Below are 14,557 nucleotides of genomic sequence, written 5' to 3'. Positions count from 1 at the left end.
TTCTCTCGTTCGCAGTGGACGTGCCGGGACATGTCGCCACGCTGTTCACACGCTTTGATGCCGTCTGCTTCGAAGCTTCTTAGATGCGCGGTGCTCAAGTTCGATCATGCCGGACGCAGGCTGGTAGCGACCTCCGCCGTGCCGACCAAAGCTGCGCGTATCAATCCTTGGGGCTTTTTTTCTCCCTATTTCCTCGCGTCTTGGAGACGTACATGGGCATGAAAGTTGCGGAAATCATTGTCGAAGTTCTCGAACAGGCGGGAGTCAAGCGCTGCTACGGCATCGTGGGCGACACGCTAAATCTGTTTGCTGAGAACCTGGAGCGCAGCTCCATTGAATGGGTCAGTGTTCGCCACGAAGAGGCGGGCGCCTTCGCGGCGGGCGCGGAGGCGCTGCACACGAATAACCTGACGGCGTGTGCGGGTAGCTGCGGTCCAGGCGGCTTGCATTTCATCAACGGATTGTATGAAGCCAATCGCAATCGCGCTCCCCTCGTCCTGATCGCAAGTCAGGTGGCGATGAGTGAGATGGGGTTTGAGTTCATCCAGGAGGTAGACTTCAAGTCGATCTTCAAGGAATGCTCGGTGTTCTGCGAAATGATCCTGACGCCCGAACAGGCCAGGAAAAAAGCGGTGATGGCTTGCCAGGCCGCCTTGGCCAAGCGAGGCGTCGCAGTACTGATCGTGCCGGTCGACGTCTCGCATGGCGAAGTGAAAGAAGATTTTCCTTATCGCGTTCATCATAGTCACCCGATCATCCGGCCGAGCGATGCGGAGATCGACGAGATCGCGCGAACCCTCAACGCCGGAAAGCAGATCGCAATCTATGCGGGGGCCGGCTGCGAGGGGGCACTCGACGAAATCATGGCGGTGGCTGACCGGCTCAAGGCACCAGTCGCCCACACCTCTCGCGGAAAGTGCTTTCTCGAGCCGGACAATCCCTACAACATTGGCATGACGGGCATCCTGGGGAACGAAGCCGGCTACAACGCCCTGCTCGAATGCGACACTCTGTTGTTGCTGGGTGCCGATTTTGCCTGGCGTCAGTTCTATCCCGACGAGGCCAGGATTATTCAGATCGACATCGACCCGATGCATCTGGGCCGGCGACATCATGTCACCCTGGGTGCAGTCGGCGACATCCAACCTACGCTGCAGGCGTTGCTGCCGCACCTGGAGCGCAAGGACGACACTTCGTTCCAGGAGAAATACGTCAAGCGATACGCCGAGACCATGGCATCGGCAAAAAAGCATCTCGTACCCGGACACGACAACACCATCCCCGGCTCATATCTTGCGTCGGTGATCAACCAATACGCCGCCGACGATGCACTATTTTGCGCGGACGATGGCACGCCGGTGGTGTGGGCAATTCGCCTGCTCGAGGTCAACGGCAAACGTCAGATCTTCGGTAGCCTTCTGCATGGCACCATGGCGACGGCCCTCCCGAGTGCATTGGGACTACAAAAGGCGTGTCCCGACCGTCAGGTGATCGCCATGTGCGGAGACGGTGGCATTTCCATGCTCTTCGGCGAACTCCTCACCACGATCCAGGAAGACTTGCCGGTCAAGATCGTCGTGTTCGACAACAGCAAGCTGGGCTTTGTGGAGATCGAACAGAAGTCTGAGGGCATGCTCGACACGTTCACGCGCCTGAAGAATCCGGACTTCGGCAAAGTGGCAGACGCGATTGGCCTTTGGGGCAAAACGGTTCGAAACGCTTCTGAACTTCCAACGGCCGTTCAAGAGTGGCTGTCCCAGCCCGGCCCAGCGCTTCTTAACGTCATTGTCAATCCGCTGGAACTGGTCAAACCCCCGTTCTTTGAAGCAAAGCCCGCGATCGGCATGGCGCTGTACTCGGCGCGCGCCATACTCAACGGCCGCGGGGCGGATGTGCTGGAAATAGTGCGTGAAAACTTCCTTTGAACCGGTGCAATTCGCCTACGGAAAGTAAGCGTTGCACCGATGCTGTATTGACGGCGGGGCTACCTTCAGCCCCATCAATTTGATCCCACGCGTGGGGGAGTTGAGTCGGCCATCCGGCGAACACGCGGATTAAAACCACTTCCCTGCGACCACCCCCTGATACGTGAAGGAATCCAGAATGACAATTGAAAAAGTCTTGTACCGTGCTCATGCGCACGTCACCGGCGGCCGCGACGGACGTGCGACGGATCCCGAGAGCAACCTTGATCTCAAGCTGGCCATGCCGAAGGAACTCGGCGGCGGTGGCGGTGGCACGAACCCCGAACAACTCTTCGCCGCGGGATATAGCGCGTGCTTCATCGGCGCGCTGAGGACCGTCAGCGCGCGCGACAAGATCGCTTTGCCGAAGGACGTCGCCATCGACGGCAGCGTCGGAATCGGGAGGATTCCCACTGGCTTCGGCATCGAAGTCGAGCTGAAAATCTCGCTGCCGGACATGGACCGCGCAGAGGCGCAAGCACTGATCGACAAGGCGCACGTCGTCTGTCCTTATTCGAACGCGACGCGCAACAACATCGACGTCAAGCTAACGCTGGTCTGATCCGCGCGTCATCTCACGCTTGTTCAAGTGCAAGCAGCGGATGCAGTGTCACCCGAAGCGGCGCATATCTGCTGCAATCCTTTTGTTTGCTGGCTTTTTGCAGGGATTGGCGGCGCCATGGTCGCGTTTCTCCCCAGGTGGTTTGGGCAATTCCAATATTGCCGGCTCCGGCGATGTGCAGTCGGCAATACGGTTCAATGCAGTTGCCCGAACGCTAGAGTTTGCAATGGCCGGTTCGAAAGCAGTAGCAGACCATCAAACGGCATGCTCGACGTGATGACGAACGGCCGCTCCTGGCCGATCAGCGCCTCACGCACGGTGCGGGTGCCGGTCAAGTCCCGTCAGTTGATGATCGGCGGCAGGCGCCCCGCTACGGTCATCCGGTTTGCTCCAAAGCGGCCGCTCATATGGCAAAAGTGCGACCATTGACCAGTCTATTAGACCCGACGCTGGAATTCAGCACGTAACAACGCGAACTGTAGGAGATCGTGATAGGTGCCACGCCAGTACCCAGCCTGACGCTGGAACCCTTCACGGAGAAAGCCCAGCGTCTCCAGCGTGTCTATAGACGGTGCGTTTTGAGGGTGAACCTGGGCTTCGATGCGGTTTATCTGCATCGTATCGAAACCGTGATCGATCGCGGCAGAAAGCGCTTCGTTCATATATCCATTGCCACGCGCAAACGGAGCCAGTTCATAGCCGACGACGCAGCTTCGCCAACTTCGATTCCATCGGAAAAGACCGCATGTACCGAGGAAAAGGCCATCCGAAATCCTCTCGATGGCCCAGCGGACGCCAGAGCCACTGCGCCGCCAATCGGCGAATACCTGAATCAGCTTATCGGCCTCCCCTATATCGGTCATTGGATCAGTACCGAACCAGTGCATGCCTTCAGCATCGCCATGGACAGCAAACAACGACGGTGCGTCGCCGGGCAAAAGCTCCCGCAATAATAGCCGCGAAGTTGTCAGTGTCGGAAACGTGGTCATTAGAGTTTGATTTTGATCCGGGAGCTAATGATCGCATGCCATAAATCAGCGGCTGTGCCGTGTTGGGCTCTCCCGCCGAACGGGCTCGTTTCGTTTGGTGGCGTGCGACCGATTGCGGACGTCGTGCCGATCGTCAACGATCCAGGCGCCACTTTCGATTGACCGAAACTGGCCGATGTTGTTGAAAAAGTCGCTGCTCGGCGTTTTCAATTCGCTGGCGAAAAAATCGACCTCTCAGATCCCTCTATAAACCGCTCGCGACCGTTGGGTAAGGGCAAGAAGACCCCCGAAGTGCGACGCGTGTCGCCGTCCGCCGGACGTAAATCGGCAACGTAGTGGATGGCAAAGCTCTTCTCTGCCTTGTCACATTCAACAATCTGAACATCGGAGATTGATGCCGTGACCTGCTGTACGACCAGCAGTTGCCTACCTGGACGTGCTCGACCGGTAACGGTCGGGTTCGAAGCTCCGGGGACAACGTACCCTCCCTATGGGCGATTCACCCGGGCGACCGGGCAGGGATCGACACTGCCAGCAGCCGTGCGGTGTGGGGGCCAGGCAAGTTCCGCATGCACAACGTACGTGAACTGTCGATGGAATCCTCGTTATCTTCGAAGAGCCAAAGCTGCTGAGAGGCTCTGACCAAAATGGTAAATGGCCGGTTGCATCTTTTTCAAGTGGGTGCACGTCGTCACGAGGCCATCGGGGAATAGACAGGTGCTAAACGGACAGGCCCGGAAGTGCTCGGGTCGGCAGGGATGGGAACGCGGGAACCCCGATTTCCCGCGCTCGCTCTGGTTCAATGGAGCGGAGGCAGGTGGACCGTGAGGAACACTGTTGGGGAAGCGGGAGTGAGAACGCGCAAGAAGCGAAGGGTTGCCTGTAACGGGTGACATAGGGGTTCGAGATTTGCCCCGACCTGAAAGGGTGCTGACGTGCGCGTGGTGCGGCTGTCGTTGGCCCACGTCAGAGATTCACCAAAGGGAAGCTTGTGAGAGACCGGTCGGGCTACGGTTCAGCACCCTTGTCCCGGCGACGGGATGAATCGACGATGTGACGTTTGCGAAGGTTGTGTGTGCACAAACCGCACCCGGCATCGACATGATGCTTAATGCCGTGCGCGAGCCGTATGCGGGGAAACTCGCACGTACGGTTCTTCGGGGGCCGCGTTTCCGGGAGGGGGCGCGGCTACCCTCTAACCTTGCGATAAAGACAGTCAGCGACTTTTTCAACAGCATCCCCAGGTAACGGACATTCCCCGAGGATCGCACTCGTCGCGTCCTATGCCGTTCCAGCTGGCTGTGACCTGGTTCGTGCCTGGTTCGAATCACTTGCCTTCGAAACATGGACCAATTGGCGCTCTTGGCCGCAATGCTGCGCATGCGGTCGCGTGTAAGAAAAATTATTTGTCGCGCAATGGAATAGTTGCGCGCAGGTTATGTTTACGTATGGAGGCCAGCCTGGTCGCGGCCGGCCAGCAGTCCGAGCATGTGCTACCTCATCAATCACGAGATCGCTTTGATTCACACAACGATTCAACCCGCCTGGGTCCGCATCACACACTGGATTAATGCCCTCGCTGTCGTATTGATGGTGACAAGCGGCTGGCAGATCTATGACGCCTCGCCGATTTTTCCAGCTTTACAGTTTCCTTCCACCATCACATTGGGCGGCTGGCTCGGCGGGGCCTTACAATGGCATTTCGCGATCATGTGGATGCTGGTCGCGAATTTCCTCATCTACGTCGGGCTGAATATCGTTTCGGGACGTCTGCGCCGGAAACTGCTGCCGATCAGCTTCAAGTCGCTTGCAACCGATCTCGTCGCCGCACTGCGTGGCACGCTCAGGCATGAGGACCTCACACGCTACAACGCCGTACAGAAATTCGCCTATCTGGTCGTCATCGTCGATATCGCGCTCTTGGTTCTGTCGGGACTGGCGATATGGAAGTCGGTGCAATTCCCGCTGCTGCGCACGCTAATGGGCGGGTACGACAATGCGCGTGTCGTGCATTTCGTTGCAATGAGCGTGCTGGTTGCGTTCTTCATCGTGCATGTCGTCATGGTCGCACTGGTGCCGCGCTCGCTGCTTCTGATGATTCGCGGACGGTGACCATGACTTTTCGAAAAAAGACCAAGAATCCCGATACATTTCTTTCGTCGCACGCTGAATCCATCATCAAGGATGCGCGCAACGAACTGAAGAACCCGGCGCGCCGGCTGCTTGGCAAGCAAGTTCTCACGCTCGGCGGCATAGCGATGCTGTCCGGCTGCGATTTGTCCAATGACAAGTCCGTGAACACCATGCTGCGCAGAATGTCGTTCTTCAACGACGAGGTGCAGGCCCTGCTGTTCAACCCGAACGAGATGGCCCCGACCTATCCGGAGTCGATGATCACACGGCCGTTTCCGTTCAACGCGTTCTACGATATCGACGATGTGCCCGAAGTCGACGCCGCTACTTACCGGCTACAGGTGGGTGGCCTGGCGAATGGCAAACGCGTCTGGACGCTCGACGAGTTGCGCGCGTTGCCGCAGGAAAGCCAGATCACGCGCCATATCTGCATCGAAGGATGGAGTGCGATCGGCCGATGGGGCGGCGTGCGCTTCTCCGATTTCATGAAGCGCGCGGGCGTGGACGTGACGGCGAAGTACGTGTCATTGCACTGCGCGGACAACTACTGGACCAGTATCGACATGCCGACCGCATTGCATGCGCAGACGCTGCTCACACTCACATACGACGGCGAGGTGCTGCCGCCGAAATACGGCTTCCCGATGAAGCTGCGTATGCCGACCAAGCTCGGATACAAGAATCCGAAGCATATCGTCGCAATCAGTGTGACGAACGAATATCCCGGTGGTTACTGGGAGAACCAGGGCTATAACTGGTTCGGCGGTTCCTGATGTGCACTAATCCACTCTCGAAACTCAACAGTCCTTTACGGAGCATCCATGTCTATCCGCTTGAAACTTGGCGTCACCCTCGCCACGCTGACTTTTGCCAGTGTCGTGCTCGCTCAGACGCCCGCCCCCAAACCGTCGCGCATCCGCGGCGAAATTGTCTCGCTCGACGGCGACGTCCTGAAGGTGCATCGTCGTAGCGGCGACACTGTGTCAATCGAGCTCAAACCGACCGTTGCCGTCTCGGCGGTCAAGGCCATGCAGCTTTCGGACATCAAGCCGGGCTCCTTCGTCGGCACGGCCGCAACGACGGGCACTGACGGAAAGTTGACGGCCACCGAAGTGGTCGTCTTCCCCGAATCCGCGCGCGGCTCGGGTGAAGGCCACTACGCATGGGACCTCGGTCCGAACAGCACGATGACGAATGCGAACGTCGACACGGTCGTTCAGGGTACCAGCGGCCGGAATCTGAAGCTGTCGTACAAAGGCGGGAACAACGAAGTAACCGTACCGCCTAACGTACCCATCGTGACTTTCACGCCGGCCGCACGCACCGATCTGACCGCGGGCAAGAAGGTGTTTGTGGTCGCAACGGCCGCGTCGCAGGGTGCATTTGTCGCGCAGCGCGTGGTGGTCGAAAAGGATGGAGTCGCTCCGCCGATGTAGTCGATTGGTGGTCGGATGGAGGACCTGTCCACTGCGGTAGCACATGGTTCAACCCCGCATCGGGTCGATTTGTGCTATCCGCATCATTGCGCGGTCGTTGTTCCCTAAAGGAGAAAACTAAATGTCACGATCCATCTCGCAGCGCGCTTTCATGGTGTTCGGCGGCCTGGCCTTAGCAGGTACGCTGAGCTTGGTGCAAGCGGCGCCGGTCTCATTTAAAGTGCCGTTGACGGGCGCTCAACAGGTTCCGCCGGTGGAGACGCCGGGCAGCGGCAGCGCCGACCTCACGTACGACTCAGGCACGCGGGTCGTAACCTGGAACATCAGCTTCGGCGGATTGTCGAGTCAGGCCACGATGGCACATTTCCACGGACCCGCTCCAGCCGGCAAAAACGCTGGCGTGAAGGTCTGGCTCTCTCAGAAAGGCAACATGGAGGTGACGAGCCCGATCAGCGGTCAGGCCACGCTATCCCCGGACGATGCCAGGATGTTCGAAGCCGGTGACATGTACATCAACGTTCACACCAAAAACAATCCGAACGGCGAGATCCGCGGCCAGGTGGTGCCGCCGAAGAGCAACTGACGCGCCCCCACTGAAGCGGCATCCTGAGATCAGGTTCCCGGCGAGCTCAGAGATAAGCCGCGAGCAGCATCACCACGGCAGCGCCGACGCCGAGCGGCAGCAGCGCCAGCAGCGCTGGCGTCTGCCGCGGCGCGTCGATGGACGAGGGCAACAGCTTGTAGCCCGTTAGCATCGGACGCAGCAGGTTGTGTCCCTTCGCTACCGCGTAGAGAGCGATCACGAGCACGTGCAGCGCCACCGCGGCGAGCAGCACGTCCCAAACAAGCCCGTGCAGCGTCGAGATTGCGTTGGCGAGCCACGCGGGCACGACTTCGCTCAACGGCCCCTCGTCGGCGATGTCGTTGTTGACGTAGAGCCCGCTCAGCGTCTCGACCAGCAGCAACGCGAGCAGCAGCAGGACCATCCAGCCGCCGGCCGCATTGTGGCCCACCTGCACATCCGGCTCGCGGCGAAACAGGTGGTGCAAATGACGAAGTGCAGCCGCGGGCGACGCCACGAAACTGCGAAAGCGCGCGGTCTCACTGCCAAAGCAGCCCCACAGCAGCCGGAAAACAACCAACGCGAGCAGCGTCTCGCCGACCCGGACGTGCCAGTCGATCCAGTTTAGTTTCAAGGTGACATAGGCCGCCGTGACCAGCACGACCACCAACCAGTGAAACAGTCGCACCGGCGCGTCCCAGACCAGCACGGCGCGGCGGACAGGCTGCGTCGGCCGCGTGACAAGTTCGTCAGCATTCATGTGTCGCGCCTCCGCCCGCAAGCGGCTGAAAGAGATACAGGCCCGGGGTGAACACCACTCCGGAGAATAGCAACGCGGTGACACAATAGCCCATGATGTCCCGTACGCCAATCGTCACAACTCGATAACGTGGTGCCAACTCCAGCGCCCTGAACACCGGTAGAGTCGAGTTGTGGGTGCGACACGTGTCGCCGTCAGCCGCGCGTTATACGGCATGCTGTAGATGGTAAAGCTCTTTCTTGCCTTGTCACATTCAGCAATCGAAGTTTGGAGGTTGAAGGTTGAAGCTGTGACCTGTTGTACGACCAACAGTTGCCTACCTGGACATGCGCGACGGGAGACCGTCGGGTGTGAAGCTCCGGGGACAAAGTACCTTTCCGATGGACGGTCCACCTTGGTGACAAGGAACCGATACTGCGAGCAGCGACGCGGTATAGGGACGAGGCAAGTTCCGCATGCGCAACTTAAGTGAACTGCCGATAAACCTCGTCACGACTGAGGGGCCAAAGCTGCTGTCAGGCCCTGACCAAACGGTGCGTAGCGGGTTGCTCCCCTCCACATTGGGTGCACGTCGTCGTCATCGCTACCGAGGAAGAGGCAGGCGCTAAACGGACAGATCCGAGAGTAATCGAATCGGCAAGACTGGGAACGTGGTAAGCCCGATTCGTCGCCTTGATTTCGGAACGCAGCAATCAAGGCAGGCAAACCGTGAGGAACGCTGTTGACGAAGCGGGTATGAGAACGCGGAGAAAGCGAATGGCGGCCTGTAACGGGCTGCATAGAGGTTCAAGATTTGCCTCGACCTGAAAGGGTGCAGACTTCCGTGTGGTGCAGCTGTCGCAGGTCCACTTTTTAGATTCGCCGTGGGGCAGCTTGTGAGAGACCGGCTGTTTGCGGTTCAGCGCCCTAGTCTCAGCAATGAGATGAATCGACGAGGTGACGCGTGCGAAGGGCTTGTGCAGTTTGACAAGACCGGCGTCAGTGTGACGTTTCATGCTGTGCGCGAGCCGTGTGCGGCGAAAGTCGCACGCACGGTTCTTCGGGGGCCCCTCTGCTGAGAGGCAGTGGGGCTACCCTCTCGCGGGAGCATTAGGTTCGGTTTGTCTGTTTCCGCCCCTTTCGTCTGGCGGTGCCCGAATATCCTCGCCTTAACCCCGTTTCCACAACCCGCTCATCGAACCGGACATGCAGATCTCCCGCATCAAATGTGATCGAACTCATTTGATGCGATATGTGGTGTTGCCTCAAATGTGGTCTTGCGGGGACAGGTCGAGGTTCGTCAGCGGTGTATGTCTATTGAAGGCCACATAAATTAGCGCCGGAGTAGTGTCGGAGATCCGAAGGTTAACTCGGAGATCCGATCATGTTCGGTACGTTGTTTCATTACCCCCGTGTACTGGCTCGTCATCGCAATGGTCCATCGGCCGATGATCGAGAACGCTATCTGGTCCACTGTGCACAGGGTGGTGCGGCCCAATCAACGCTGTTGGGCCTTGCACCTGAGCTTCTCGCTATTTCCCGGCGTATCGCGCTCGACAACGAGCGATTGATTTCGTCTGCGGAGGTCGAGATGGCAGCCGATCGCTGGGTTCGTTACCAGCGACGGCATCAGCGAATCCTGACGGGAAGGTTCTCGCGGGAACGGTTTATTCAGACCGCTACGGCCTGGCTTCGCTTCCTGGGGCGACTGCAAGAGCAGCAACCTGAAACGCCGCCATTCGCCGATCTGGTTCAACAGTTCGACCGCTACTTGCGCGAGGAGCGCGGCCTGTCGTCACAAACGATCCACAATCGATGCTGGCACGTTCAGGCGTTGTTGTCCTGGCTCAGCGAGCAAGGAAGCAGCATCGGCGAGATGCGACTCGAACAGGTCGACGCTTTTTTTGCGCTGAGACGAATGCAAGGTTGGTCCCGGGTATCGATGGCCACCCTTGCCGGCGCGCTGCGAAGTTTCCTCCGCTACGCCGGTGAGCAAACCTGGTGCTCGAAGAGACTCGCCGCCGGTATCGAAGGACCGCGTCTGTTCAGCCACGAGACGCTTCCAGCCGGGCCGAAGTGGGAAGACGTGCAGCGACTCATTCGCAGCACCGATACGGACAGTCCCCATGATATCCGGGACCGGGCCATTCTGTTGCTCCTGGCGGTCTACGGGCTGAGAAGGGGTGAAGTCGTTGCCCTGACTCTGGACGACGTGGACTGGGAACATGACATCCTTCACATCAGCCGTCCAAAGCAGCGGAGCAAACAGGACTACCCGCTTGCAGCCGAGGTAGGTGAAGCAATTCTGCGATACCTGGAACAGGTGCGACCTCACACTTTCTCGCGCTCCTTGTTTGTCACCATACGAGCCCCGTTTCGTCCGCTCGCGCCTACGAGCCTGCACTACCTGGTCAAACGACGATTGCGACTTCTGAACATCAGTTGCAGTCATGGCGGCCCGCATTCGCTTCGACACGCGTGCGCGACCCGTCTGGTGGCTGAAGGACTCTCACTCAAGGAGATTGGGGACCATCTGGGCCATCGCAGCGCCTACGCAACGCGCACCTATGCCAAGGTCGATCTGGCTGGCCTGAGGCAGGTCGCAGACTTTGCCCTGGGAGACCTGCTATGAAACTGCCTGAAGCGGTCGCCGCGTACGTGGCCTACAAACAGTCACTGGGGATGCGCTTTGCCACTGAGGCGCGTACCTTGAAGTCCTTTCATCGAACGCTCGGCGACATCGATATGCGCGCGGTCGACGCCGATTGTGTCTATGCGTTCCTTGCTGGCAAGGGTCCCATCACGCCTTTCTGGCATCGCAAGTTCAACGCGTTGCGCGGCTTCTACCGCTTTGCCATTGCTCGCGGCTACACGACCAGTTCGCCGTTACCCTTAACGGTACCAGAGGAACACCGGACCTTCGTGCCGTACATCTATTCGCGAGAAGAGATACGGCGTCTACTCGCGGCGACGGCTGGTCGTGAACGCTGCAATCTGTCATCGCTAACTTGCCGCACGCTCCTGCTCCTGCTCTATGGTACTGGGCTTCGCATCGGCGAGGCTGTCGGCCTGAATCTGGCGGATGTGGATCTGGACTCCCGAGTGCTTTGCATCCGTGAGAGCAAGTTCTACAGGACACGGCTGGTGCCGACCGGACCAGATCTGACATCGGTGCTGGCCAAGTACGCTGTCGAACGCAATAAATGCCCGCCACTCGACCCCGACGCGGCCTTTCTACTGACGAAGCGCAGACAGCGCCCGTCCAGAGCCGGCGCCGAGTATGCCTTCAAACAATTGCGTGAACGCGCACAGGTACGTCGTGACGATGGTGCGCGGTATCAGCCACGACTTCATGACCTTCGGCATACCTATACAGTTACCCGGCTGGTCTCCTGGTATCGTGAAGGCGCGGATGTACAACGCCTGCTGCCCCAGCTGGCAACCTATCTTGGTCACGTGCATATTGGCGCCACCCAGCACTACCTGACCATGACGCCAGAGTTGCTGCGGCAGGCGAGCTTACGTTTCGAGCGCTACGTCCGGGGAGGAGACGATCATGCGTGACACAACCCTTCTTGGACCCTGGGTCCGACGCTTCCTGCTCGAGCACCTTATCGGCGAGCGGAACCTCGCTCGCAACACCCAGCAGAGCTACCGCGACACGCTGTGCCAACTGATTCCTTTCGCTTCAGGTCGAGTCCACAAACCGGTCGACCGGCTGGCAATGACAGATGTGTCGGCCGAGATCGTCCGGGACTTCCTCTCAGATATCGAAGTCTGTCGCGGATGCAGCGTCGCGACGCGGAATCAGCGCCTGGCTGCTATCCATGCCTTGGCTCGATTCGTTGGCGAGCACAGCCCCGAACATATCCAGTGGTGCACCCAGCTGCGCTGCATCCCCTACAAGAAGACTACAAGAACGCTGGTATCCTATCTCGACAAATCTGAAATGGATGCGCTCCTTGCCTGTCCAGATCGACGTACATCTCAGGGTCGCCGTGACTACGCCCTGTTGCTGTTTCTCTACAATGCCGGTGCGCGGGCGGACGAGGCGGCCCACCTGACCATCGGCAACGTCGATGCGATCTCGAGCAGCGTGAGCGTTCTCGGAAAGGGACGCAAACAGCGCCAGTGTCCGTTATGGCCGGACACCGTGCAAGAGTTGTGCAACCTCGCTGGCCAACGTCCACCGCAGGAACGGGTATTCCTCAATCGCTGTGGGCAACCCCTGACGCGTTTCGGCATTCACGCGGTCGTAGAGCGTTACGCTATCAAGGCGCGAGCCAATATGCCCTCGCTCGCATCCAAGCGCGTCAGCCCGCACAGCATTAGACATTCAACTGCGACCCACCTGCTTCGATCCGGCGTCGATATCAACACCGTACGGGCGTGGCTTGGTCATGTCTCCATCGATACGACCAACGTTTACGCCGAAATTGATCTGGAGATGAAGGCCAACGCCCTGGCGAGGCTTGCTATCCCCAGCGATCGAAAGGAGAACAGGCGATGGGCCAAAGATCCCGCGCTGATGGCGTTTCTCCGGTCCTTGTAGCAGGCTTTTTATGTGGCGTTCAGCCGGCCGGATCCTGTCAGGATCGCGGCTCGGGCGCCGCAAGACCACATTTGAGGCAACACCACATATCGCATCCGGCTCTCGGACAAGACATCACGCCTTCGTACACGGCAAGTCACTACCAAGGACCCTGTAGACGAACGAGACCGAAGTGCCCGTAGAGGTGCGAGGATGGATAGCTCCCGCCCCTGCGACGTCTTACCTTGTGCCTGGTACGTAACCACCGACGCAACCGCGTGCTGGTGTAGCTATCGAGCGCCCGATATGCTCGGCTGACCGTGCCTACCTTGAAGTAGTTCGCCCAGCCGCGTAGCGTGCGGTTCAGTTTGCCAATCAGCTCCGTGGTGTCCATCCACGTCATAGAAGCGGCGGTCAGCGCATGAACCTTCTCAACCATGCGCCGGATACTCTTCTTCGACGGCCGCATGCCCATACGGGCCTGGCCAGTCGTTGCTGAGTACATCCGCCCAAACGTGTAACCCAGGAAGTCGAATTCCCCTTCCGGGACCTTGCAGATTTGTGTCTTCTCCTCGTTGACCGTCAGCTTCAGTTTGCCCATGATCTCGCGCAGTCGCGACAGGGCCTCTTCAGCTTTGCCTCGCTTGCACAGGATCACTAGATCGTCCGCGTAGGTCACAATTCGACTGCCAAGACTTCGCTGAAGCCCGAGCTTCTTCCATGCCAACACAAACCGGCGCATGTAAATATTCGCCAATAGTGGTGAGATGGGTGAGCCCTGCGGAATGCCTCGCCTGCGGTCCTTGGCCTCGGTCGTACGTGTCTTCCGGCCTCGGTGATCGGTTTCTTCAACGGCGCACTCCAACCACATCTTGACTAGATGCAGCACGCGCCGGTCAACGATGCGTCGCGCAAGCGACAACATCAAATCGGCATGGGGAATGCTTCCGAAGTAGTCCGCCAGGTCGGCGTCAACAACGTCCGTTTGCCCTCTATGCAGCCGCTCCTCCACCTCGATCACCGCTTGCTGGGCATTGCGCCCCGGGCGGTAGGCGTACTGCTCTGGTGGAAGGTCCGCTTCGAAGATCGGTTCGAGCACCAGCATCGCTGCTGTCATGCACACCCGATCTCGCAAGGTCGAGATGCCCAGTGGCCTTAGCTTGCCATTGGCCTTCGGGATAAACACTCTTCTGATAGGGGCCGGCCGGTAACTCTCCTGCCTGAGCGCAAGCGCCAGTTCGCCGAGCCACTTCTGCACCCCATACGCCTCGACCTCCGTGAAGTCTTGCCGATCGACACCCGGCGCGCCCTTGTTCGAGCGACACTGAGCGTACGCATGCGCCAGCACGTCCTCACGATAGATCTTGTCGTACAGAGCGTAGAAGCGGTACCCGGCTTCTGCCTTCGCTTTCGCGTGTAACGCCATCTGCAGCTTCTGAACACGAATCGGAGTTGATAGGTTGCCCAATCTCCACGTCCTCACTACGTATTGCGTCTGTCTTGAACTGAGGCCCCTTTCCTCCACCAGCATTACACCGGCTTCAACGGTAATACGGGCCTCTCCGTCACCCCAAGGCGCCCGGCCTGTCCCTCGCGGGCGTCCGGTTGGTCATCCCTGACCACGCCAGGGGGCTTCCCGTG

14 protein-coding genes are annotated in these 14,557 nt (G+C 59.1%); 9 read left to right on the top strand and 5 right to left on the bottom strand.

What is annotated here, in order from left to right; all coding sequences use genetic code 11:
• The first annotated feature begins 212 nt into the window (after positions 1–212).
• On the top strand, positions 213–1,925 hold the full coding sequence (locus tag P0D84_RS23395) for a thiamine pyrophosphate-dependent enzyme (RefSeq protein ID WP_408340835.1): 1,713 nt from the start codon (positions 213–215) through the stop codon (positions 1,923–1,925).
• Between the two features lie 178 nt (positions 1,926–2,103).
• Positions 2,104–2,526: an organic hydroperoxide resistance protein gene (locus tag P0D84_RS23390; protein WP_200653502.1), complete on the top strand. Its 423-nt coding sequence runs from the start codon at positions 2,104–2,106 to the stop codon at positions 2,524–2,526.
• A gap of 194 nt (positions 2,527–2,720) precedes the next feature.
• Here the strand turns inward: P0D84_RS23390 and P0D84_RS23385 are convergent, their stop codons facing one another.
• Together P0D84_RS23385 and P0D84_RS23380 are read right to left on the bottom strand one after the other, a co-directional pair.
• On the bottom strand, positions 2,721–2,861 hold the full coding sequence (locus P0D84_RS23385) for a hypothetical protein (protein WP_408340832.1): 141 nt from the start codon (positions 2,859–2,861) through the stop codon (positions 2,721–2,723).
• A 102-nt stretch (positions 2,862–2,963) separates the two neighbouring features.
• The gene (locus tag P0D84_RS23380; protein WP_408340830.1) at positions 2,964–3,515 is read right to left on the bottom strand and encodes a GNAT family N-acetyltransferase; all 552 of its coding nucleotides are present in this window, start codon (positions 3,513–3,515) and stop codon (positions 2,964–2,966) included.
• Between the two features lie 1,488 nt (positions 3,516–5,003).
• Between P0D84_RS23380 and P0D84_RS23375 the strand changes: the two genes are divergently transcribed.
• The 4 genes from P0D84_RS23375 (at position 5,004) to P0D84_RS23360 (ending at position 7,667) form a co-directional block, all read left to right on the top strand.
• A complete protein-coding gene (locus tag P0D84_RS23375; protein ID WP_408340828.1) occupies positions 5,004–5,627 on the top strand; it encodes a cytochrome b/b6 domain-containing protein in 624 nt (207 codons plus the stop codon).
• A gap of 2 nt (positions 5,628–5,629) precedes the next feature.
• Entirely contained in the window at positions 5,630–6,421 is a 792-nt protein-coding gene (locus P0D84_RS23370; RefSeq protein ID WP_408340826.1) for a molybdopterin-dependent oxidoreductase, read from the top strand.
• 48 nt (positions 6,422–6,469) lie between these two features.
• Positions 6,470–7,084, top strand: a complete 615-nt coding sequence (locus P0D84_RS23365) for a hypothetical protein (protein WP_408340824.1) — start codon at positions 6,470–6,472, stop codon at positions 7,082–7,084.
• Between the two features lie 121 nt (positions 7,085–7,205).
• Positions 7,206–7,667, top strand: a complete 462-nt coding sequence (locus P0D84_RS23360; protein ID WP_408340822.1) for a CHRD domain-containing protein — start codon at positions 7,206–7,208, stop codon at positions 7,665–7,667.
• Between the two features lie 46 nt (positions 7,668–7,713).
• Here P0D84_RS23360 and P0D84_RS23355 read toward each other — a convergent pair whose 3' ends face one another.
• Both P0D84_RS23355 and P0D84_RS23350 read right to left on the bottom strand, forming a co-directional pair.
• Positions 7,714–8,406: a cytochrome b/b6 domain-containing protein gene (locus tag P0D84_RS23355; RefSeq protein ID WP_408340820.1), complete on the bottom strand. Its 693-nt coding sequence runs from the start codon at positions 8,404–8,406 to the stop codon at positions 7,714–7,716.
• Positions 8,396–8,563 (bottom strand): TIGR00366 family protein, encoded by a 168-nt coding sequence (locus P0D84_RS23350; RefSeq protein WP_408340818.1) that lies wholly within the window; start codon positions 8,561–8,563, stop codon positions 8,396–8,398. Before P0D84_RS23350 ends, P0D84_RS23355 begins: the two co-directional genes overlap by 11 nt.
• Before the next feature lie 1,206 nt (positions 8,564–9,769).
• On the opposite strand from P0D84_RS23350, the gene P0D84_RS23345 reads away from it, so the two are divergent.
• From P0D84_RS23345 to P0D84_RS23335, 3 genes are read left to right on the top strand one after another with little or no spacing between them, the layout of a single operon-like run.
• The gene (locus P0D84_RS23345; RefSeq protein WP_408340816.1) at positions 9,770–11,017 is read left to right on the top strand and encodes a tyrosine-type recombinase/integrase; all 1,248 of its coding nucleotides are present in this window, start codon (positions 9,770–9,772) and stop codon (positions 11,015–11,017) included.
• A complete protein-coding gene (locus tag P0D84_RS23340; RefSeq protein ID WP_408340814.1) occupies positions 11,014–11,949 on the top strand; it encodes a tyrosine-type recombinase/integrase in 936 nt (311 codons plus the stop codon). Before P0D84_RS23345 ends, P0D84_RS23340 begins: the two co-directional genes overlap by 4 nt.
• Positions 11,942–12,937, top strand: coding sequence for a tyrosine-type recombinase/integrase (locus P0D84_RS23335; protein WP_408340812.1), 996 nt, complete (start codon positions 11,942–11,944; stop codon positions 12,935–12,937). Before P0D84_RS23340 ends, P0D84_RS23335 begins: the two co-directional genes overlap by 8 nt.
• A 139-nt stretch (positions 12,938–13,076) precedes the next feature.
• Here the strand turns inward: P0D84_RS23335 and ltrA are convergent, their stop codons facing one another.
• Positions 13,077–14,384, bottom strand: coding sequence for a group II intron reverse transcriptase/maturase (gene ltrA / locus P0D84_RS23330; RefSeq protein WP_408340810.1), 1,308 nt, complete (start codon positions 14,382–14,384; stop codon positions 13,077–13,079).
• Between the last annotated feature and the right edge of the window lie 173 nt (positions 14,385–14,557).

Source organism: Paraburkholderia sp. RL17-337-BIB-A (assembly GCF_046025895.1).
Taxonomy (GTDB): domain Bacteria; phylum Pseudomonadota; class Gammaproteobacteria; order Burkholderiales; family Burkholderiaceae; genus Paraburkholderia; species Paraburkholderia fungorum_C.
Note: the sequence above shows the minus strand (reverse complement) of the source record. Positions and strands in the feature narration are given on the sequence as shown.